Raw genomic sequence first — 24,212 nt, 5'->3', positions numbered from 1 at the left:
GGGAGGGACAAAATTATGAAGGCACATCTAAATATCCACACTGCGTATGATTTGCTAGAATCTAGTCTACGTGTTTCTGACATTGTTGAAAAAGCAGTCGCAGAAGGCTATCAATCGTTGGCACTAACTGATAGAAATGTCTTGTATGCTGTCCCTCAATTTTATGATGCATGCAGACAAGCAGACATCAAACCCATTATCGGTATGACTGTAGATTTAAGTGATGGCTTAACAGAGTTAGAAACAGTATTATTAGCTAAAAATAATCAAGGATTAAAATCGTTATATCAACTTTCTTCAGCAATTAAAATACAAGATAAACGTACGATTTCTACAGAATGGCTAAAACATTACCAAAATGATTTAGTCATTATTTTTAAGCGTATCAATGCTGAACAAATGAATTTAGCGGAAATGTTTAATGAACACGCAGATGTATTCACGGATCATTTAAGCAGCGGTGCAGCAGAACAATTAGATTTAAATCAAGTGTGGATGCAAGAAGCAAAATATCTTGATGAAGCAGATGCTGAAACTGTCAGTGCATTGCAAGCAATTAAAAATAATAAAGCGTTAGACTTGGTAAATACAGGTAGCGAACAGCATGCCTATTTATATAGCCAAGCTGATATAGATAGCTTGAGTTTATCTCAAGACATTATTGATAATACAAATGACCTTGCTGATCAATGTAATATTACGATTGAATATCATCAATCACTGTTACCACAGTATGATACACCTGAAGGTACTTCATCTAAAGAATACTTATACCAATTATTAGATAATGCTATTAAACGTATGAACTTAGATACTCCTCAGTATAGAAAACGTTTAGATTATGAGTTCGATGTCATTACGAAAATGGGGTACGAAGATTATTTTCTAATTGTAAGCGATCTGATTCATTACGCGAAAACACAAGATGTCATGGTCGGTCCAGGTCGTGGTTCATCTGCAGGTTCTCTAATCAGTTACTTGTTGAATATCACAACGATTGACCCATTAAAATATAACTTATTATTTGAGCGATTTTTAAATCCCGAACGTGTCACAATGCCAGATATTGATATCGACTTTGAAGATACAAAACGTGAACGTGTGATTGAATATGTACAACAAAAATATGGAGATTACCATGTTTCAGGTATTGTGACATTCGGACATTTACAAGCGAAAGCAGTCGCAAGAGATGTAGGACGTATTATGGGGTTTGAAGAAAAAACACTCAGTGAAATTTCACATTTAATTCCGTCTAAATTAGGTATAACTTTAAATGAAGCTTATGACACACAAGCATTTAAAGACTTTGTGCATCGCAATCATAGGCATGAAATGTGGTTCAAACTCAGTAGGAAATTAGAAGGATTGCCGAGACATACATCAACGCATGCGGCAGGCATTATTATTAACGAACGCCCATTATATCAATATGTACCATTATTAATGGGAGATACGGGTCTATTAACACAGTGGACAATGACTGAAGACGAACGACTTGGTTTGTTGAAAATCGACTTTTTAGGTCTGAGAAATTTATCCATCATTCACCAAATCATCAATCAAGTAAAGAAAGATTTAAATATCGATATTGATATAGAATCTATTCCTTTTGATGATGAGAAAGTATTTAAAATGTTGTCATTAGGGGAAACAACCGGATTATTCCAATTAGAATCAGACGGTGTCAGAGATGCGTTAAGACGTTTACAGCCGCAACATTTTGAGGACATTGTCGCAATGACTTCTTTATATCGCCCAGGTCCAATGGAAGAAATACCGACATATATTGCTAGACGTCATGACCCATCTAAAGTGGCCTATCTCCATCCTGATTTAGAACCGATATTAAAATCCACATACGGTGTTATTATTTATCAAGAACAAATCATGCAGATTGCAAGTAAGTTCGCAGGGTTCAGTTATGGAGAAGCGGATATTTTACGTCGAGCAATGAGTAAAAAGAATCGGGCTGTGTTGGAAAATGAACGTCAACACTTTGTAGAAGGTGCCAGTCGAAATGGCTACTCAGAACAATTAAGTAAACAAATCTTTGATTTAATTCTTAAATTCGCAGATTATGGTTTCCCACGTGCTCATGCGGTGAGTTATTCTAAAGTCGCCTATACGATGGCGTATTTAAAAGTACATTATACTAATTATTTTTATGCCAATATTTTAACGAATGTGATTGGCAGTGAGAAAAAGACTGAACAGATGATTGCTGAAGCTAAAACGATGAACTTAAAGATTTTACCTCCAGACATCAACGAAAGTCATTGGTATTATAAAGCAGCTGAACAAGGTATTTATTTATCTTTAGGTACCATCAAAGGTGTCGGTTATCAAAGTGTTAAAGCCATTGTAGATGAGCGTTATCAAAATGGTCGATATAAAGATTTCTTTGATTTTACACGCCGTTTATCTGGGCGTGTTAAAACACGTAAGTTATTAGAAGCGCTCATATTAGTGGGAGCATTTGATCAATTCGGTGAAACACGTGCAACCTTATTAGGAACATTAGATGAGGTTTTAGATTCATCAAGTCAAGTCGAACAAGATGCTTTGATTTTTGACTTTGTGACACCGAAATTAGAGTACCAACAAAAAGAAGAGTTGCCTGATTTAGCATTAAGTAACTTTGAAAAAGAATACTTAGGATTTTATATTACAAAACATCCAATGGAAAAATTGTTTGATTCAAAACAGTTTTTAGGCATTTATAAATTAAACAATGCGAACAATCATCAACCTGTACTTGTACAAATGGACACACTGAGACGTATTCGTACAAAAAAAGGGCAACCGATGGCTTTTGCGACTTTAAATGATGGTGAGCACACGTTAGATGGTGTTATTTTCCCTGATACTTTTCAACGTTATGAAACACTTCTATTAGAAGAAAAACCGTTTATTGTAAAAGGGAAATTCGAAAATAGAAATCAAAAGCATCAATTAATTATTAATGAAATACAAGATTTAGATGCATATGAAAAAACGATGTTTGAAAAAGCAACACGTATTATACTCAGAAAAATTAATGTTGATGATTTAGAGTTTGATACTGAAACATCTGAAACACATCAACAACTTCCAATATATTTTTATGATGAACAGTCAAACCAAATGCGGCAAGTTGGAAGAATTGAACGTGATGTTGACACGATTGAAAGATTGGTTGAACAAATTGATCCTGAAAATATTCGCTTAATGTAATAGAAGTCTGTGACAATGGATTGCATTAGTTACAGACTTTTAAAACTTTTAAGCAATTCATTGACAAAATTAAGGAAATTAATAATTTAACCCATGAGAATCAGTGAAACAGTGACATCTGTGTTATAATCAGTACATAAAATTCAGAGTAGTACTAAAACCAAAAGTTTATTGTAAATTTTCGGTAAAAATAATAAAACAACTCAGTAATAGATTGAACATAATATGCGTGAATTTATTTCGATATTAAGATACAGAACAAAGGAGCGATTGGTTTGTCATTAAGAGACGATGCTTTAGAAATGCATAAAAGAAATCAAGGTAAATTTGATGTTACACCCAAAGTAAAAGTTACAAATAAAGAAGAATTAAGTTTAGCTTATTCTCCTGGTGTTGCAGAACCATGTAAAGAGATTTATGAGGATCCTCGTAAAGTCTATGATTATACATCTAAAGGCAATACTGTAGCTGTAGTAACAGATGGCACTGCAGTATTAGGATTAGGTAATATTGGTCCTGAAGCAAGTATTCCTGTAATGGAAGGTAAAGCAGTTCTATTCAAAAGCTTTGCTGGGGTAAGTGGTGTACCAATAGCTTTGAATACAACAGATACAGAAGAAATTATCAAAACAGTTAAATTATTAGAACCTAATTACGGCGGTATCAACTTAGAAGATATTTCTGCGCCGCGCTGTTTTGAAATTGAAAACCGATTAAAAAAAGAAACTAAAATTCCAGTCTTTCATGATGATCAGCATGGGACAGCAATCGTGACAATGGCTGGATTGATTAATGCTTTAAGAATTACAGATAAATCGCTATCAGATATCAAAGTGGTATTGAATGGTGCAGGCGCTGCAGGTATTGCGATTGTGAAATTATTATATTCATACGGTGTGCGCAATATGATTATGTGTGATTCTAAAGGTGCTATTTATAAAGGACGCCCGCATGGCATGAATGAAACCAAAGAATTTGTGGCAGAATGGACGAACAAGGATAAACAAGAAGGTAAGTTAGCTGATGTTATCCAAGGTGCTGATGTCTTTATCGGTGTTTCTGTTGCTAATGCATTATCTCAAGATATGGTAAAATCAATGAATAAAGACAGTATCATTTTTGCGATGGCAAATCCTAATCCAGAAATTAATCCAGATGACGCAAAAGCGGCTGGAGCAAGAGTAATTGGAACAGGCCGTTCAGATTATCCGAACCAAATTAATAACGTGTTAGCATTCCCAGGCATCTTCAGAGGGGCTTTAGATGTACGTGCAACACATATTAATGAGAAAATGAAACAAGCTGCTGTACAAGCTATCGCTAATTTAATTGGGCCGGATGAGTTGTCACCGGAATACTGTATTCCAGCACCATTTGATAAACGTGTAGCACCATCGGTTGCACGCAATGTAGCGAAAGCAGCTATGGAATCTGGAGTTGCTAGGGTTGAAGTTGACCCAGATGAAATATACAATAAAACGATGAGATTAACTGATATTAAATAGATTATTTTTACAATGTACTGTTATGTCTTTAAATTAACATAATAGTGATGTGGAGGTTGACCAATGTTTAAAGATTTTTTCAATCGAGGCAGTAAAAAGAAAAAATATGTAACTGTCCAAGATTCAAAACAGAATGACGTTCCATCAGGTATCATGACTAAATGTCCAAAATGTAAAAAAATCATGTATACAAAAGAACTATCTGAAAACCTCAATGTGTGTTTTAATTGCGATCATCACTTATCTTTGACTGCATATAAACGAATTGAAGCAATTTCAGATGAAGGAACATTTAAAGAGTTTGATAAAGGAATGACATCTGCCAATCCTTTAGACTTTCCTGGTTACGAAGAAAAAATTCAAAAAGATCAAAGCAAAACAGATTTGAATGAAGCGGTAGTAACTGGAACAGCCGAATTAGATGGTACAAAATACGGCGTTGCAGTTATGGATTCACGTTTCAGAATGGGGAGTATGGGTTCTGTTGTCGGTGAGAAAATCTGCCGTATTATAGATTATTGTACAGAACAACGTCTGCCGTTTATCCTTTTCTCTGCAAGTGGCGGTGCCAGAATGCAAGAAGGTATTATTTCATTAATGCAAATGGGTAAAACAAGCGTATCATTGAAACGTCATTCTGATGCTGGTTTATTATATATTTCTTATATTACACATCCTACAACAGGTGGTGTTTCTGCCAGCTTTGCATCAGTTGGTGATATCAACTTGTCAGAACCGCGTGCTTTAATCGGTTTTGCGGGTCGTCGTGTTATTGAACAAACAATTAATGAAAAATTACCGGATGATTTCCAAACAGCGGAATTCTTATTAGAACACGGCCAATTAGATAAAGTAGTTCATCGTAAAGATATGCGTGCTACTTTAAGTCAATTATTGAAAATGCATACAGGACAAGAGGTGAAAAAAGATGCTTGATTTTGAAAAGCCGTTATTTGATATAAAAAATAAAATAGATGCTTTGAAAGAATCACAAGAGAAAAATGATGTAGATTTGCAAGAGGAAATTGATATGTTAGAGGCTTCTCTAGAGCGTGAAACTGAAAAAATATACAAGCATCTTAAACCTTGGGACCGTGTTCAATTAGCTAGAATGCAAGAACGACCTACAACCTTAGATTATATTCCATACATCTTTGATGATTTCATGGAATTACATGGGGATAGAAATTTCAGAGATGATCCAGCAATGATAGGCGGCATTGGATATTTAAATGGTCAGCCAGTCACTGTAGTTGGTCAACAACGTGGTAAAGATACAAAAGATAATATTTACCGTAATTTTGGAATGGCTCATCCAGAAGGGTACCGTAAAGCGTTACGTTTAATGAAACAAGCTGAGAAGTTCAACAGACCTATCTTTACATTTATAGATACTAAAGGCGCATACCCTGGTAAATCTGCTGAAGAACGTGGTCAAAGTGAGTCTATTGCTAAAAACTTAATAGAAATGTCTAGCTTGAAAGTACCTGTCATCACTTTAGTTATTGGTGAAGGCGGAAGCGGCGGTGCTTTAGGTATTGGTATTGCAAATAGAGTGTTAATGCTTGAAAACAGTACGTATTCAGTGATTTCACCAGAAGGTGCAGCAGCGTTGTTATGGAAAGATAGCAACCTTTCAAAAATTGCTGCTGAAACAATGAAAATCACAGCACCTGATTTAAAAGAATTAGGTGTGATTGATGAAGTTATTACAGAACCACTTGGCGGCGCACATAAAGATATTGAACAACAAGCGCGCAGTATTAAACAGGCGTTTGTTTCTCATTTAGATGCGTTGAAAAAATTAGATGGTCCAGCGTTAGCTGACGATCGTTTTGATAAATTCCGTCAAATGGGTGAATATAAAGAACAATAAGGGAAAAGGATTCTATACTTCTTTTTTAGGGAAGAGTGTAGAATCCTTTTCATTTTGTATTTGAGAATTAATCCGGTTATGATGGTTAAAAATAGCAGAAATTGAAAAAATTAGACTGTAAAAATATGTCTATCGTATCCATATTAAATAAAAAGTGTGGCTATATTTCGAAAATAGAAATATAAAACGTTTACATTATGGATTGCATGGTATTTTTATGGATAACCACGCTATTTTATGGTATTTTTAATGTAAATCATACAAGTTAGGAAGGTCAGTTGTCATGAAAAAAATTGCAGTTTTGACTAGTGGTGGAGACGCTCCGGGAATGAACGCTGCTGTTCGAGCAGTTGTGCGTACTGCCATTTATAATGGGATTGAAGTTTACGGTGTGTACCAAGGCTACCTCGGATTGATAAATGATGATCTTAAAAAGCTTGAACTAGGATCAGTGGGAGATACAATTCAAAGAGGAGGTACATTCCTTTACTCTGCACGTTGCCCAGAATTTAAGGACAAAGAAGTACGTGCCAAAGCAATTGAAAATTTAAGAAGTCATGGTATTGATGGATTAGTTGTAATCGGCGGTGACGGAAGTTATCGTGGCGCTCAACGTATCAGTGAAGAATGCCCTGAAATTCAAACTATCGGTATTCCGGGAACAATCGATAATGATATTCCAGGTACAGACTTCACAATTGGTTTTGACACAGCACTCAATACAATTATTGATTCTGTCGATAAAATCAGAGACACTGCTTCAAGTCACGCGAGAACATTTATTATTGAAGTTATGGGCCGTGATTGTGGTGACCTTGCATTGTGGGCTGGTTTAGCTGTCGGTGCAGAAACAATCCTCGTTCCAGAAGTAAAAACAGATATCAAAGATATCGCAGAAAAAATAGAAGCCGGTATTAAAAGAGGTAAAAAACATTCTATCGTTATGGTAGCTGAAGGTGTTATGTCAGGACAAGATTGTGCAGAAGAATTAGCAAAATACATCCATGTAGATGGACGTGTATCTGTACTCGGTCATATCCAACGTGGTGGTAGCCCAACTGGACAAGACAGAGTGTTGGCATCAAGACTTGGCGGTCATGCCGTAGAATTATTAATTGAAGGTAAAACAGCATTGGGAGTTGGCATTAAACAAAATGAATTAACTCAAACACCATTTGATGATATCTTCAGTAATAAAGGTAGTAAGTTTAATTTTGATATGTATGAGTTAGCACAAGAATTATCAATTTAATGATAGATTTAGTGAAATTTTTAGGAGGCTTTTATAATGAGAAAAACTAAAATCGTTTGTACGATTGGACCTGCATCAGAATCTGAAGAAATGTTAGAAAAATTAATGAACGCTGGCATGAACGTTGCCCGTTTGAACTTCTCACACGGTGATCACGCTGAACACAAAGTTCGTATTGACCGCATCAGAGAAGTTGCACAACGTTTAGACAAAACTATTGCAATCATGCTTGATACAAAAGGACCTGAAATCAGAACACACAACATGAAAGACGGTGTGATTTTCTTAGAAAAAGGTAAAGAAGTTATCGTAAGCATGGAAGAAGTTTTAGGTACAGCTGAGAAATTTTCTGTAACATATGCAGATTTAATCAACGACATTGAAATTGGTTCTTACATTCTATTAGATGATGGTTTAGTAGAATTAGAAGTTAAAGAAATCAATAAAGATAAAGGCGAAGTTTTATGTGAAGTCCTCAACTCAGGTGAAATTAAAAATAAAAAAGGTGTTAACTTACCAAACGTTAAAGTTAACTTACCTGGTATTACTGATAAAGATGCTGATGATATCCGCTTCGGTATCGATCAAAACATCGACTTAATCGCAGCAAGCTTTGTACGTCGTCCAAGTGACGTATTAGATATCCGTAAAATTTTAGAAGAAGAACGTAATACTAACATTCAAATTCTTCCTAAAATCGAAAACCAAGAAGGTATCGACAACATTAAAGAAATCCTTGAAGTTTCTGATGGTTTAATGGTAGCTCGTGGTGACATGGGTGTTGAAATTCCACCTGAAAATGTACCTGTAATCCAAAAAGACCTTATCAGACAATGTAACAAATTAGGTAAACCAGTTATCACAGCAACTCAAATGTTAGACTCTATGCAACGTAACCCACGTGCAACAAGAGCCGAAGCAAGTGACGTAGCTAACGCTATCTATGATGGTACAGATGCAGTTATGTTATCTGGTGAAACTGCTGCAGGTTTATATCCTGAAGAAGCTGTTAAAGCAATGAGAAACATTGCAGTTGCAGCTGAAGCCGCTCAAAACTACAAAAAATTATTAAATGACCGTACTAAATTAGAAGAAACTAACTTAGTAAATGCAATTGGTGTTTCTGTAGCACATACTGCCCTTAACTTAAAAGTTAAAGCAATCGTTGCTGCAACTGAAAGTGGTTCAACTGCAAGAACTATCTCTAAATTCCGTCCACATTCAGACATTATCGCTGTAACACCAAACCCAGAAACAGCTCGTCAATTAGCATTAGTATGGGGCGTTTTCCCAGTTGTTAAAAAAGGACGCAAAACTACTGACGCATTACTTAACAATGCAGTAGCAACAGCAATCGAAACTGGCCGCGTTCAAAATGGTGATTTATTAATCATCACTGCTGGTGTTCCAACTGGTGAAAAAGGTACAACTAACATGATGAAATTACACTTAGTTGGTGACGAACTTGTTAAAGGTCAAGGTGTTGGACGTAATTCAGTAGTAGGTAACGCAGTAGTTGTTAATGAAGCTTCTGAATTAGAAGGCAGAGATCTTTCAAACTCAGTAATCGTTACTCATTCTACAGATGAAACATTCGTACCTTATGTAGAACAAGCTGCTGGTTTAGTTGCTGAAGAAGCTGGTATCACATCACCAAGTGCGATCATCGGTTTAGAACAAGGTATCCCAACAATCGTTGGTGCTAAAAACGCAACTAAATTAATCGCTGATGATGTTACAATCACAGTTGATGCAAACACTGGCCGTGTATATGACGGTTATGCAAACGTACTTTAATCATCTCTAAATTATCAATATTAAACTTTAATTAGACAAGCTGTCTGTTCCTCTGGAGCAGACAGTTTTTTATTTTGATTTGGGAAGTGAATGTATCACCTTATAATTCATGTAGCATTTAAAAGCAGTCTATGCATTGTTTTAAGCATGATATAACATCAGATATGTATTTATAATAAAGAGAGTGTTGTTAATCTATGGGGCTCATATAGGGGATAGAAGAGGATAGGATAGGTTTTAGACAAAGCAAAATGCGCTTACTCTAAAAGTGAGTAAACGCATTTTGTTAGGGTGCGTATTTTTAATTTTTATGATTGATGTTTCTTAAGTTGTTGTGTGTATCTCCAGTACATTAATCCTAAAAGGATAAACCAGATTGGAGATAAAAATACTGCAGTTCTTGTTACCGGGTTGACGAATAGCAATGCGAATACAAAGATGAAGAAAAATAAAATCATGTATCCTGAGAAACGTCCACCTGGCAATTTATAAATTGAATTTTTGTGTGCTTTTGGATTGCGTTTATGATAGTTAATATAAGCAACGATAATCAATGCCCAAACTACTAAGAATAAAACTGTTGATACTGTTGTTACATATGTGAATACTAATGTTGCATCTGGGAAAATATAGTTCAATAATGCTGCGATAAGTAATAATGCACATGAAACAAAGATTGCAATGTGCGGCACACCATTTTTATTTGTTTTGTTGAAAACAGGTGGTGCTTGTTCTTGTCTTGATAAACCGAATAACATACGGCTGTTTGAGAAAATACCACTGTTACAAGATGATGCAGCAGCTGTCAGTACAACAAAGTTGATGATACCTGCTGCGAAAGGTATTCCGACTAACGCGAACAATCTTACGAATGGACTGTCAGAAGGATCTACTTTATACCAAGGAATGATTGACATAATTACTGCAAGTGATCCTACATAGAATAGTAAGATACGTACAGGTACACTGTTGATTGCTTTAGGAATAATCTTTTCAGGGTCTTTTGTTTCACCAGCTGTTACACCAATCAACTCAATCCCTACGAATGAGAAGAGTGCCATTTGGAAAGACATGAAGAAACCTGATACACCTTTAGGGAAAATACCATGGTCATAAAGGTGTGTGATACTCGCATGACCGAATTTAGTTTCATAAGCAACGAATATCATACCTAATCCGACAACGATTAACACGATGATTGTCGTAACTTTGATAATTGCGAACCAGAATTCTAATTCTCCAAAAAGTTTTGCGCTTAATAAGTTGAATGCCATTAAAACAAGTACACAGACTAAAGCGCTGACCCAGTTAGGAATTTCAGGCCACCAGAAACTGACATACTTCGCTACGGCTGTAACTTCTGCCATCCCTGTGATAATCCAACATAACCAATATGTCCAACCTGTCACAAACCCAGCAAAGGGTCCGATATATTCATTTGTCACATCTGCGAATGATTTAAATTTTGTGTTTGTAATTAAGATTTCCCCTAAACCCCTCATAAACATAAACAACATTAAACCAATAATGATGTATGTTAATAAAATCGAAGGTCCCGTCATCGCAATCGTTTGTCCTGCCCCTAAGAACAATCCAGTACCGATCGCACCGCCAATTGCGATTAACTGTATGTGCCGATTGCTTAATTCTCTTTGTAAATTGTTTGACATAAATTAATTCAACTCCCTTTTTGCACCTTAATAATATTATGCACATATCCATAGAATATGACAAATGGTTTTTAAAAATATTGAGAATTTTCATGCAATTATCAATGAATTTAAGTTATGATGAATGATAATAAATTAAAAATAATCGGTTAATTTGCATGGGTTTTCGTTACTTAAAACTATAAAAATGTAATATAATACCAATAAAGGCAATGAGATATGGTCTGAACAGGTTGTTTTAGCTGTTTGAGCAATGTAACCGCTTTATACAAAGTTTCGAAATTGTTCACAAAACCGTTAATATTGGATATAATACTAAATGAAAGCCATTTCAATTTGTTATAGAAAAGGGGAAATTAATATGGCAGAATTGCATAAAGGTTTAGAAGGGGTAATTGCAGCTGAAACAAAGGTAAGCTCAATTATCGATAGCCAATTGACATATGCTGGTTATGACATCGATGATTTAGCAGAAAACGCATTATTTGAAGAAGTTGTATTCTTACTATGGAATTACAGACTTCCGACGAAAGACGAATTGAACAAGTTGCAAGAAAAATTATATGAGTATGCAAAACTAGACCAAAAAGTTTATGAGCATTTCGAAGATTATGCAACAGACGACGTTCATCCAATGACAGCATTAAGAACTTCAGTTTCTTATATTGCACACTTTGATGAAAATGCAGAGTCAGAAACGGATGAAGAAAAATTAGAACGTGCAATTAGAATCCAAGCAAAAATGGCATCACTTGTGACGTCATTTGAACGTGTAAGACAAGGAAAAGAGCCAGTTTATCCTAAACAAGGCTTATGCTATGCAGCTAACTTCTTATATATGTTACGTGGTGAAGAGCCAACAGACATTGAAGTTGAAGCATTTAACAAAGCATTGGTATTGCATGCTGACCATGAATTGAATGCATCAGCATTTACAGCACGTTGTGCAGTATCATCTTTATCAGATATGTATTCAGGTATTGTTGCAGCTGTAGGTTCATTAAAAGGGCCTTTACACGGCGGAGCAAACGAACGTGTTATGAACATGTTATCTGAAATTCATTCAGTGGATGAAGTTGAACCATATATTGATAATAAATTGAAAAACAAAGAGAAAATCATGGGCTTTGGACACCGTGTTTATAAAGACGGAGATCCACGTGCGAAATATTTAAAAACAATGAGTAAAAAAATTACGGATGAGACAGGTCAAAAACATTTATATGATATCTCAGTAGCGATTGAAGACTTAATGAAAGAACGTACAGGCATTATTGCTAACGTTGACTTCTATAGTGCGACTGTTTATCACAGCATGGATATTCCACATGATTTATTTACTCCAATTTTCGCAGTCAGTCGTTCTGCAGGTTGGTTAGCACATATTTTCGAACAATATAGAGATAATCGTATTATGAGACCACGTGCTCAATATATCGGTGAAACAAATCGTAAGTATTTACCAATTGAAGAGCGCTAATTTTTAACAGCGACATTCTTGAATCATTAATCACAAAATTTATATTAACGGAGGAATTTAGAATGGCACCAGAAAAAATTGTTAAACAAGAAGACGGTTTATTAGTACCGAATAATCCTATTATTCCATTTATCATCGGTGATGGTATTGGACCAGATATCTGGAGAGCAGCAAGCCGTGTATTAGATGCAGCGGTTGAAAAAGCTTATAATGGCGAGAAAAAAATCGAATGGAAAGAAATCTTAGCTGGTCAAAAAGCATATGATGAAACTGGCGAATGGTTACCACAAGAAACTTTAGATACGATTGAAGAGTATTTAATCGCAATCAAAGGACCTTTAACTACACCAATCGGTGGCGGTATTCGTTCATTAAACGTAGCATTACGTCAAACATTAGACTTATATGCTTGCTTACGTCCAGTACGTTGGTTCAAAGGTGTTCCATCTCCTGTTAAGCGTCCAGAAGACACTGACATGGTTATCTTCCGTGAAAATACTGAAGACATCTATGCAGGTATCGAATTTAAAGAAGGTACGCCAGAAGCTAAGAAATTAATCGATTTCTTACAAGATGAAATGGGTGCTAAAAACATTCGTTTCCCTGAAACTTCTGGTATCGGTGTAAAACCTGTATCTAAAGAAGGTACTGAACGTTTAGTACGCTCAGCTATCCAATATGCGATTGATAACAATCGTAAATCAGTTACATTAGTGCACAAAGGTAATATCATGAAATTTACTGAAGGTGCATTCAAACAATGGGGTTATGATTTAGCTGAAAGTGAATTCGGTGATAAAGTATTCACTTGGCAACAACATGATCGCTTAGTAGATGAAAAAGGTAAAGAAGAAGCGGACAAAATCCAAGATCAAGCAGTTGCAGATGGTAAAATCATTATCAAAGACTCAATTGCTGATATCTTCTTACAACAAATCTTAACGCGTCCTGCTGAGTATGATGTAGTAGCAACTATGAACTTAAATGGTGACTACATTTCTGACGCATTAGCAGCACAAGTCGGCGGTATCGGAATTGCACCTGGTGCGAACATCAACTATGATACTGGCCACGCTATCTTTGAAGCAACTCACGGTACTGCACCTAAATATGCAGACCAAGATAAAGTAAACCCATCATCAGAATTATTAAGTGCAGTATTAATGTTAGAACACTTAGGTTGGCAAGAAGCTGCTGACTTAATTACTGATTCAATTGAAAAAACAATTGCATCTAAAGTTGTAACGTATGACTTCGCACGTATGATGGATGGCGCTAAAGAAGTAAAAACTTCTGAGTTCGCTGACGAGTTAATCAAAAATCTATAAGACTTAATTGATTTCAAGCTATACTGCTCTGATAAGGGCGGTATAGCTTTATTTTTTTGAATGATTGAACTTGTTAAGTGAATGTTAAGTTTATGTAAAGATGTTTCGTAGTATGTTATCTTTTTGAAAATATAAGTTATAATTAAGATGAAAAATACACAGGGGGTAAGACTATGACACAAAAAATTTTAGTAGTCGATGATGAACAATCCATTGTAACTTTGCTGAAATACAATTTAGAAACAGCAGGTTATTTAGTAGAAGTTGCTTATGACGGTGAAGAAGCACTTCAAAAACTGAATGCCGTACAACCAGATTTAGTCGTATTAGACGTAATGTTGCCGAAGTTGGATGGCATTGAAGTTTGTAAAACGATTCGTTCAGACCGAAATCTTGTTCCTATCTTAATGTTGACTGCCAAAGATGACGAGTTTGATCGCGTATTAGGCTTGGAACTCGGTGCAGATGACTATATGACTAAGCCATTCTCACCAAGAGAAGTTGTAGCACGTGTAAAAGCTATTTTACGCAGATCTAAACAAGTTCACAGTCAAAAAGAAGAAGAAACAGATAGTGAAGATGTAATCATCGGTTCAATCAAAATCAGACCTGAATACTTTGAAGTATATAAAAATAATGAACTGTTAGAATTGACCCCTAAAGAATTTGAGTTACTTCTTTATTTAATCGAGCGCCAAGGTCGTGTTATTACAAGAGAGCACATGTTGAACTCTGTATGGAATTATGAATTTACTGGTGATTCAAGAATTGTTGATGTGCATATCAGTCATTTAAGAGATAAATTAGAGGAAAACCCTAAGCAGCCGAAGCTTATTAAAACTGTTCGTGGATTAGGCTATAAACTAGAAAGACCTAAATCTGCAAATTGAAGTTTTACACAAGATTACTGCTGACGTTAGCCATCTTGATTATCTCTTGTCTTGTTGCTTTAGGTTTACTAATCAATCATGCGATTTATACAACGATTTCATCGAGAGATGCTGAAAACTTGAAGCATGATGCTGAGCGTATCAACAAGACATACAAAGCACATCATGAAGAGGCTTTAAAAGAATACGCACACTTAAATAATTTTACAATATCCATACATAGCAATGATGGAGGTAAAACATTATTTAAATCAGATAAAAAAGTTCCCGCAAATCCAAACATCAATGTAGTTGGAAATCCATCTAATCTGCTTTATGATACGCATCATGACAATCGTAGATTTACTTATAAATATATTAGTAATGATCATTTTATTATAATTACAGGTTACGATAATGAAATTACACAACTACAATTTGAAGCTTGGAAATATATTGCGATCATTGGTTTATTCATTATTGCCTTAGTCTTCTTAATTGTTAGAAACATTAACCGCACATATATCAGACCGATTAATGATGTAACTTATGCGACGAAACTCTTAGCACAAGGGCACTATCATATCAGAGTACCTGAAAGCAATGTGAAAGAAACGCGAGACTTATTCGTAACAACGAATGAATTAGCACGTCGTTTACAAAAAATGTATAACGAACAAAAAATTCAATCAAATCGTTTGAAAACAACACTTGAAAATATACCAAGTTCAGTTTTAATGATTGATAAATACGGTAAAATTGTTATCGCGAATACAGCATATTATGAAATGTTTAATCCTGAAACAAATGTCGTGAATCAAAATTACAATCGTGTGATCAAAGGTAAATTGAATACATTGATTATCGATGCCTTTAAAACCGAGAAAACGATGAATGAACAAGTCAAAGTATATTTGAATAATGTTCACGAACGTTATTTTGATACCGTCTGTGTGCCGATTTTATCTCGTAAAAAGAAAAGAATGCAAGGGATGGTTGTCGTTCTTCACGATATTACCAGCTTGAAGAAATTAGAGAATTTGCGTCGTGAATTTGTCGCAAATGTCTCACATGAGCTGAAAACACCTATCACTTCAATTAAAGGATTTGCGGAAACTTTAATTGATGGGGCGAAGAATGATGAAACGACGTTGGATGAATTCTTAAATATTATTTTGAAAGAGTCTAATCGTATTGAGTCATTGGTCGAAGATTTATTAGATTTATCACATATTGAACAACAAAAAGAAATTGAAACAGAACCTGTGGATTTATCTGATGTAACGAGAAACACCGTAAAAACTTTATATACAAATGGTAAAAAGAAAAATATTACGTTGGAAACGGATATTGAAGATTACGTGATTATCGATGCCGAAACATCGAAAATTGCTCAGGTTGTGGTGAACATCGTCAGCAATGCGATTAACTATTCACCTCAAGATAGTCGTATTCATGTGCGTGTCTATAAAGATGGAGAAAAACGTGTCTTAGAGGTCGAAGATTTTGGGATTGGAATCGCTCCAGAAGATCAAAAACATATCTTTGAACGTTTTTATCGTGTAGATAAAGCTAGAAGCCGTGATTCAGGCGGTACAGGACTTGGTTTGTCTATTACGAAACATATTGTCGAAGCTTATCACGGACGTATTCAAATAGACAGTCAAGTTGGCGTAGGTACAACGTTTAAAGTGATATTTTTCGATAATAAAAATAAATCAATTAAGTTATCTTAATATATGCGCCGGATGGAATTCCGGCGCTATTTTTATGAGTGGCTATGTCACATATGATAAAATAGAAACAAATCAATTCTGGAGGTTATAGTGTGGAAAAATTAGTGTTAATTGATGGGAATAGTTTAAGTTTCCGAGCATTTTATGCATTGCCTCTTTTAACGAATCGTGCAGGAATTCATACAAATGCCACTTATGGATTTGCGATGTTATTAGAAAAAATTATCAAAGAAGAAAAACCGACCCATTTCTTAGTCGCATTTGATGCTGGAAAAACGACATTCAGACATCAAACATTTAAAGAATATAAAGGCGGCAGACAAAAGACGCCACCAGAATTAAGTGAACAATTTCCGTTAATCAGACAATTATTAGATGCGTATCATATTAAGCATTATGAACTAGAAAATTATGAAGCGGATGATATTATTGGAACGTTAAGTCAAGCTGCAGATAAAGCAGGTTTTGAGACAATAATTGTAACGGGTGACCGAGACTTAACGCAACTTGCTTCTGATAACGTAACAATATACTATACGAAAAAAGGTGTGACAGATGTTGACCATTACACACCTTCATTCATCGCGGAAAAATATAATGGTTTAACACCGTCACAGATTATTGATATGAAAGGTTTAATGGGAGATAGCTCAGATAATATCCCAGGTATCGCGGGTGTCGGTGAAAAAACTGCTATTAAACTTTTAAATCAATTTGATTCAGTTGAAAACCTTTATAATCATTTAGATGAAGTTTCTGGTAAAAAGTTAAAAGAAAAACTTGAAAACGGTCATGATGATGCGTTGATGAGTAAAGAGTTAGCAACGATTAATAGAGAAAGTCCAATTGAAGTTACACTTGAAGAAACGAAGTTGCCTGATGAAGTGGATCAAACACAAAAAATTGAACTGTTTAAAGAACTTGATTTTAAACAAATGTTGAACCAAATCGATGTTGATGCCGATACTGAAACTGAATCTGATCGAACATATGATATTGAAACAGATTTCAACGCAATTGACTTTGATCAATTAAAACAAGCAGCGCTTCACTTTGAAGTAGATGAAGGTGACTATCTCACTGCAGATATTTTGAAATTCGGCTTTAAAGCAGATGAACACTTTGTGGTGATTAATGCGGATGAGATTCAAAATTATCCTGAGTTAATAAAATGGTTAGAAGACGAACAAACAGAAAAGTATGTCTATGATGCGAAAAAAACATATGCAGAAGCGCATCGCATGAATATCGATATTAAAAATATTACGTTTGATATCATGTTAGCAAGCTACATTTTAAATCCATCTCGCTCAATTGATGATGTTCATTCAGTAGTTGTCGATTATGGCCAAGGTTATGTACCTGAAGCAGTACACGTTTTTGGTAAAGGCAAAAAACGACAAGTGCCAGAAGATGATGTGTTGAATCCTTATATTGCTTCGATTTTGGATGCGATTGATGCGAGCACACCTGTAATGATTGATGCATTGAAAGAGTACAATCAATTAGATTTATTCAATGACTTAGAATTGCCGCTTGCGCGCATTTTAGGACAAATGGAAGAAATGGGCATTTACACGGATATTGAAGAGCTAAAAGAAATGGAAAGAGAAATTCAAGGTAAGCTTGATACTTTAATTGCTCGTATTCATGAAGCAGCAGGTGAGGAATTCAATATTAATTCACCGAAACAATTGGGTGTCGTATTATTCGAAAACTTGAAGTTACCAGTTATCAAGAAAACGAAAACGGGTTACTCAACTGCAGTAGATGTTTTAGAACAACTACAAGGTGAACATCCGATTATCGAAGATATCTTAGAATATCGCCAGTTATCTAAATTACAATCTACTTATGTAGAAGGCTTACAAAAAGTGATACAAGATGATAATCGCATTCATACACACTTTAACCAAACACTTGCACAAACAGGACGTCTGTCATCTGTCGATCCTAACTTGCAAAATATTCCTGTACGCTTAGAAGAAGGTCGCCGCATTAGAAAGGCCTTTAAACCTGCAGAAGCGGATAACGTTATTCTTTCAGCGGACTATTCTCAAATTGAATTACGCGTACTTGCTCATATTACGCAAGATGAAAGCATGATGAATGCCTTCAGAGAAGGAAGAGACATTCATACAGCTACAGCCATGAAAGTCTTTGGTGTTGAAGCAGACGAAGTAGATGGTTTAATGCGTCGACAAGCTAAAGCTGTAAACTTCGGAATAGTATATGGCATTAGTGATTATGGTTTAAGCCAAAGTTTAGGTATTACGAGAAAAGCAGCGAAGAAATTTATAGATGATTATTTAGATAGTTTCCCAGGCGTTAAACAATATATGAGTGATATCGTTAAAGATGCGAAAGCAAAAGGTTATGTAGAAACATTATTACACCGTCGCAGATATATCCCTGATATTACAAGCAGAAACTTTAATCAACGCAGTTTTGCAGAAAGAACAGCTATGAATACACCAATTCAAGGCAGTGCTGCAGATATTATCAAACTAGCAATGGTTAATTATGATAAAGCTGTGAAAGAAACAGATTTCAATGCACACTTATTACTGCAAGTACACGATGAGTTGATTTTTGAACTGCCAAAAGATGAGGTAGAAGCTTTCAGTGAATTTATTGAAGATATTATGGATAATGCCATTGAATTAAAAGTACCATTACAAGTGGATACTAACTATGGTCCAACATGGTACGATGCAAAATAGAAAGAAGGTCGCAAATTGCCTGAATTACCAGAAGTAGAGCACGTTAAAAGAGGGATTGAACCCTTTGTGATTAATCAAATTATTGAAAGTGTTGAGTTCTCGGATAAAGTCATCGATGGAAAAGCGAGCGGTAGAGACACAATTATTAAACAAATTGATTTGCCGATGTTTAAAAATCGTACAGAAGGCTATAAAATTACACGTGTGGAACGCAGAAGTAAATATATTCTTTTATATTTAGAGAAAGATGAAGATAAAAGAGTATTAGTCAGTCATTTAGGAATGACTGGCGGCTATTTCGTAGTCAATGACTTAACGGAGATTATTGTACCGAATTATCAAAAACATTGGCACGTCAATTTCAAACTTAGTAACGGCAAACAATTAATCTTTTCTGATATTAGACGCTTTGGTGAAATTAAAAATGTTGATGATATTACAGCATACACGTCATTTGAAAAGATGGCTCCAGAGCCTTTTGATGACAATGCATACACACACTATCAAAAACAATTAGCATTGCCGAGGTATCAGAATAAGCCGATTAAACAAGTGATCTTAGATCATCATGTTATTGCAGGTTGCGGTAATATTTATGCTTGTGAAGCTTTATTTAATGCACGTATTCATCCAAAACGCAAAGTTAATACTTTAACGAAACAAGAGCAAAAGCGTGTGTTTGATGAAGTAGTGGCTGTTCTAACATTAGGTATTGAGCAAGGCGGAACCAGCATTTCTGATTATCGCCATGCAGATGGTCAAACCGGACATATGCAGGAGTATTTAAATGTATATAAAAAGAAAATCTGTCCTGTATGTGGCGGACCGATTGAGACAGAAGTGATAGGTGGCAGAAACAGTCACTTTTGTCCAAACTGTCAAAAATAAATAAATTGAACGAGGGAGATTAGATTATGCAAAAAGTAATTGGTTTAACAGGCGGAATCGGAACAGGTAAATCTACTGTATCTGAATTGCTTGCAGTCCATGGTTTTAAAATTGTGGATGCGGATATTGCGGCAAGAGAAGCGGTAGAAAAAGGTTCTGAAGGTTTAGAACAAGTCCGCCAAGTATTTGGCGATGAAGCGATAGATGAAAATGGTGAAATGAATCGCAAATACGTCGGTGAAATCGTATTTAATGATGACAAAATGCGAGAGAAATTAAACCAAATCATACATCCTATCGTGAGAGATTTAATGGAAAGACAAAAAGAAGCTTATTTAAAAGATGGCTTCAATGTAATTATGGATATTCCATTATTATTTGAAAATAACCTTCAAGATACTATTGATGAAACATGGTTAGTCTATGCTTCTGAAAGTATTCAAGTGGAACGTTTAATGGAACGTAATGACTTAACACAAGAAGAAGCGAAAGCGCGTGTATATAGTCAGATCTCTATCGACAAAAAACGTCGTATGGCAGATCGTGTTATTGATAATCGCGGTACGTTGCTAGAGCTTAAACAAAACCTTGAAGCATTGTTGATGGAAGAAGGTTATATTCAAAGTTCTGAAGAGGTTTAATGTGAATATGATTTTAATCTGAACATGAATACAAAAAATTGCTTATCATTAGTGATAAGTAATTTTTTTAATTATTTTGCTAAAACGCTTTCATTTTAACGTGAATATGTTATACTGATTCCATAAAGTATAACACATATAAAACGAGGGGTGCTTTTTATGACAACGAATATTGCAATTAATGGAATGGGACGCATTGGGCGCATGGTTTTGCGTATTGCTTCTAAAAATGATGATTTAAATGTAGTGGCAATTAATGCGAGTTATCCTCCAGAAACGATTGCACATTTAGTAAAATACGATACAACACATGGTAAATATGACGGTAATGTAGAACCGACAGAAAATGGTATTCGTATTGATGGTCATGATATTAAATTAGTTTCAGATCGTAATCCAGAAAATTTACCTTGGAAAGATTTAGATATTGATATTGTCATAGAAGCGACTGGGAAATTTAATCACGGAGACAAAGCGGATGCACATATTAAAGCAGGCGCTAAAAAAGTCTTATTAACAGGTCCTTCAAAAGGCGGTCACGTACAAATGGTTGTTAAAGGCGTTAACGATGACAGCTTAGATGTTGAAGAATTCGATATCTTTAGTAATGCTTCATGTACGACAAACTGTATCGGTCCAGTAGCAAAAGTATTAAACGACAACTTTGGAATCGAAAATGGTTTAATGACTACAGTACATGCGATTACAAACGACCAAAAAAATATTGATAACCCACACAAAGATTTACGCCGTGCGCGTTCTTGTAACGAAAGTATTATCCCAACTTCAACAGGTGCTGCAAAAGCATTGAAAGAAGTTTTACCTGAATTAGAAGGTAAATTACATGGTATGGCACTTCGTGTTCCTACTAAAAACGTTTCATTAGTAGACTTAGTAGTAGACTTAAAAGAAGATGTAACAGCTGAGCAAGTCAACAAAGCATTTGAAGATGCTGACTTAGAAGGCGTATTAGCTGTTTCAGATGAGCCGCTAGTATCAGTTGACTTTAACACAAACCCTAACTCAGCAATCGTTGATTCAATGTCAACGCTTGTAATGGATGACAAGAAAGTTAAAGTGATTGCATGGTACGACAATGAATGGGGTTATTCTAACCGCGTTGTTGATATTGCAGTTCAAATTGGTGAATTGTTAAAAACAAAAGAAAAAGCAACAGCTTAATTGAAACTGCTGTCATAAATTTTTAACCAGTTAATCAGAAGTAGGGCTCTGATTAACTGGTTTTTTTATGTGCTGGCTTCCTTTCTTTTGTGACTTGCACTTTTATAGTATAATAGGCGTAATCAATTAAAGAGGTGAAAATGAATGAAATGCCCTAAATGTAATTCTACGCATTCTCGTGTGATAGATTCTAGACATGCTGATGAAGCCAATGCCATTCGCAGACGCCGTGAATGTGAAAATTGCGGCACTCGTTTTACTACATTTGAGCATATTGAAATGAGTCCGCTTATCGTAGTGAAAAAAGATGGCACACGTGAGCAGTTTTCACGTGACAAAATATTGAATGGGCTCGTTCGTTCGTGTGAAAAGAGACCAGTCGGTTATCAACAGCTTGAAGATATTACAAATAAAGTAGAATGGCGTTTAAGAGATGAAGGCCATGCAGAGGTTTCTTCAAGAGAAATTGGCGAACATGTGATGAATTTATTAATGCATGTGGATCAAGTATCCTATGTAAGATTCGCCTCTGTATATAAAGAATTTAAAGATGTCGATCAATTGCTTGAATCTATGCAAGGCATCTTACAAGAAAAGAATAAACGGAGTGAATCTTGATGAAGTTGAGTCAAAATGACTTTGGATTACGTCCGCAAGATCCATTCAAAGTGCTGCAAGCACAAAAACTTTCTGCATCTCAACTCGAAGTATTGAACCGTTTGTTTACACCACTTATCGGCACAACAGCCATCGGTGTGTATCATTATCTTTCTCAGTTTGCAGAGGTTAAACAACAAAAAGACTATACACATTATGTGATTATGAGTGAGTTGAAATTAAACCTAGGTCAATTCAGAGAAGAAATGAATCGTTTGGAAGCGATTGGACTGATTAAAACCTATGCAAAACATGATGAAAATCAATCACAATTTGTGTATTTGTTAGTCGATCCGCCATCACCAAAAACATTTTTCAATGATCCTATGTTATCTGTTTATCTCTATAAAGAAGTTGAGGGTAAACGTTTCCATGAATTACGTCGTTATTTTGAAACGACACAAGTTGATTTATCAAATTATCATGAAGTGACAAGAAATTTTACAGATGTTTTTAAAGTACCAAATCATGCGTTAGATAAGGTAGATACGACACATCAAATAACAGAAACACAAAAATACGATGGTATGAACTTAGACCGTGTTCACTTTGACTTCGAATTGTTGTATCAATTACTAAGCAATCATTTTGTCAGTGCAGAAATAATAGAAGAAAAAACGAAACATCTCATTACACAACTCGCTGTGCTATACGGTATAACGCCGGAAGGGATGAAGAATTTGATTTTAAAATCGCTGACAAGTGCACAAAAAATTTCGTTTGAAGAATTGCGTAAACAAGCGCGTGCGTTTTATGCGATTGAACACGAAAATCAATTGCCGTCTTTAGAGGCGCAAGCAGAACCTGTTCGACCAGAAACTGCAGAAGAGGCACAAATAGAAATCAATTCTATTCCTCAAACAGATGAAGAGTTTAAACAATGGTTTAAATTAATGGATAATTTAAGTCCGATTGATATGTTGACAGGGTGGTCGGGTTCAGAACCGACACCTCAACAAAAATATATGATAGAAGACATAATCGTGCGAGAACAATTACCGTTTGGTGTAATTAATATGTTATTACAATACGCTATGTTAAATAGTGGGATGAAATTGACTAAAAAGTATATATTAGAGATTGCATCAAACTGGAAAAAATTGGAAATCAGTTCTGCAGAAGAAGCCTATCATCATGTGATGAAGTTGAAAAAGGATGAACAAGAACGTCAAACTAAAAGTTATCAACAACAAAGCGGTCCAAAACGCTTTAATAATAGAAGAAATCCTGTATCAAAAGAGATTACACCTGATTGGCTGTTGAATCGAGAACATGAAAAACGTCGTAAGAAAGGTGAAAAACGTTCATCCGCTTCAACCGACCAATCTCTCGCGCAAGATAGTGCAGCCTTTTTACAACACTTAAAAGAAACATGGAAGGAGGATGAATAAT

At 35.4% G+C, this 24,212-nt stretch carries 17 protein-coding genes; 16 read left to right on the top strand and 1 reads right to left on the bottom strand.

The window, feature by feature from the left end; translation table 11 throughout:
• Positions 1-15: 15 nt before the first annotated feature.
• From CD112_RS06305 to pyk, 6 genes are all read left to right on the top strand, one after another.
• Positions 16-3,216, top strand: coding sequence for a DNA polymerase III subunit alpha (locus CD112_RS06305; RefSeq protein WP_103364030.1), 3,201 nt, complete (start codon positions 16-18; stop codon positions 3,214-3,216).
• Between the two features lie 275 nt (positions 3,217-3,491).
• A complete protein-coding gene (gene ystJ / locus CD112_RS06300; protein ID WP_002481176.1) occupies positions 3,492-4,721 on the top strand; it encodes an NADP-dependent malic enzyme in 1,230 nt (409 codons plus the stop codon).
• A gap of 63 nt (positions 4,722-4,784) precedes the next feature.
• Positions 4,785-5,657 (top strand): acetyl-CoA carboxylase, carboxyltransferase subunit beta, encoded by an 873-nt coding sequence (gene accD / locus CD112_RS06295; RefSeq protein ID WP_002481175.1) that lies wholly within the window; start codon positions 4,785-4,787, stop codon positions 5,655-5,657.
• Positions 5,650-6,597 carry an acetyl-CoA carboxylase carboxyltransferase subunit alpha gene (locus CD112_RS06290; RefSeq protein WP_023015968.1) on the top strand — a complete coding sequence of 316 codons (948 nt, stop codon included), beginning with the start codon at positions 5,650-5,652 and terminating at the stop codon, positions 6,595-6,597. Before accD ends, CD112_RS06290 begins: the two co-directional genes overlap by 8 nt.
• Positions 6,598-6,880: 283 nt before the next feature.
• On the top strand, positions 6,881-7,849 hold the full coding sequence (pfkA, locus tag CD112_RS06285) for a 6-phosphofructokinase (protein ID WP_002481173.1): 969 nt from the start codon (positions 6,881-6,883) through the stop codon (positions 7,847-7,849).
• 36 nt (positions 7,850-7,885) lie between these two features.
• Positions 7,886-9,646: a pyruvate kinase gene (pyk, locus tag CD112_RS06280; protein ID WP_002481172.1), complete on the top strand. Its 1,761-nt coding sequence runs from the start codon at positions 7,886-7,888 to the stop codon at positions 9,644-9,646.
• Between the two features lie 308 nt (positions 9,647-9,954).
• On the opposite strand, the gene CD112_RS06275 is transcribed toward pyk, so the two are convergent.
• A complete protein-coding gene (locus CD112_RS06275) occupies positions 9,955-11,316 on the bottom strand; it encodes an amino acid permease (protein ID WP_002481171.1) in 1,362 nt (453 codons plus the stop codon).
• Between the two features lie 361 nt (positions 11,317-11,677).
• Here CD112_RS06275 and CD112_RS06270 point away from each other — a divergent pair, with 361 nt between their 5' ends.
• From CD112_RS06270 to dnaB, 10 genes are all read left to right on the top strand, one after another.
• Positions 11,678-12,796, top strand: coding sequence for a citrate synthase (locus CD112_RS06270; RefSeq protein ID WP_023016092.1), 1,119 nt, complete (start codon positions 11,678-11,680; stop codon positions 12,794-12,796).
• Positions 12,797-12,858: 62 nt separating this feature from the next.
• Positions 12,859-14,124, top strand: a complete 1,266-nt coding sequence (gene icd / locus CD112_RS06265) for an NADP-dependent isocitrate dehydrogenase (RefSeq protein WP_002481169.1) — start codon at positions 12,859-12,861, stop codon at positions 14,122-14,124.
• A 173-nt stretch (positions 14,125-14,297) separates the two neighbouring features.
• Positions 14,298-15,014, top strand: coding sequence for a response regulator transcription factor (locus CD112_RS06260; RefSeq protein WP_002481168.1), 717 nt, complete (start codon positions 14,298-14,300; stop codon positions 15,012-15,014).
• Positions 15,011-16,729: a two-component system histidine kinase PnpS gene (gene pnpS / locus CD112_RS06255; protein ID WP_002481167.1), complete on the top strand. Its 1,719-nt coding sequence runs from the start codon at positions 15,011-15,013 to the stop codon at positions 16,727-16,729. The genes CD112_RS06260 and pnpS overlap by 4 nt, the downstream gene beginning before the upstream one ends.
• Positions 16,730-16,821: 92 nt before the next feature.
• Entirely contained in the window at positions 16,822-19,452 is a 2,631-nt protein-coding gene (polA, locus tag CD112_RS06250) for a DNA polymerase I (RefSeq protein WP_023016091.1), read from the top strand.
• 15 nt (positions 19,453-19,467) lie between these two features.
• Positions 19,468-20,340: a bifunctional DNA-formamidopyrimidine glycosylase/DNA-(apurinic or apyrimidinic site) lyase gene (mutM, locus tag CD112_RS06245; RefSeq protein ID WP_070864730.1), complete on the top strand. Its 873-nt coding sequence runs from the start codon at positions 19,468-19,470 to the stop codon at positions 20,338-20,340.
• 26 nt (positions 20,341-20,366) lie between these two features.
• Positions 20,367-20,981: a dephospho-CoA kinase gene (gene coaE / locus CD112_RS06240; protein WP_103364029.1), complete on the top strand. Its 615-nt coding sequence runs from the start codon at positions 20,367-20,369 to the stop codon at positions 20,979-20,981.
• Between the two features lie 159 nt (positions 20,982-21,140).
• Entirely contained in the window at positions 21,141-22,163 is a 1,023-nt protein-coding gene (locus CD112_RS06235; protein ID WP_023016088.1) for a glyceraldehyde-3-phosphate dehydrogenase, read from the top strand.
• Positions 22,164-22,307: 144 nt separating this feature from the next.
• On the top strand, positions 22,308-22,781 hold the full coding sequence (gene nrdR / locus CD112_RS06230) for a transcriptional regulator NrdR (protein ID WP_002481162.1): 474 nt from the start codon (positions 22,308-22,310) through the stop codon (positions 22,779-22,781).
• On the top strand, positions 22,781-24,211 hold the full coding sequence (gene dnaB / locus CD112_RS06225; RefSeq protein ID WP_103364028.1) for a replicative helicase loading/DNA remodeling protein DnaB: 1,431 nt from the start codon (positions 22,781-22,783) through the stop codon (positions 24,209-24,211). Before nrdR ends, dnaB begins: the two co-directional genes overlap by 1 nt.
• Position 24,212: the final 1 nt, after the last annotated feature.

Source organism: Staphylococcus simulans, assembly GCF_002902285.1.
Lineage (GTDB): Bacteria > Bacillota > Bacilli > Staphylococcales > Staphylococcaceae > Staphylococcus > Staphylococcus simulans.
Note: the sequence above shows the minus strand (reverse complement) of the source record. Positions and strands in the feature narration are given on the sequence as shown.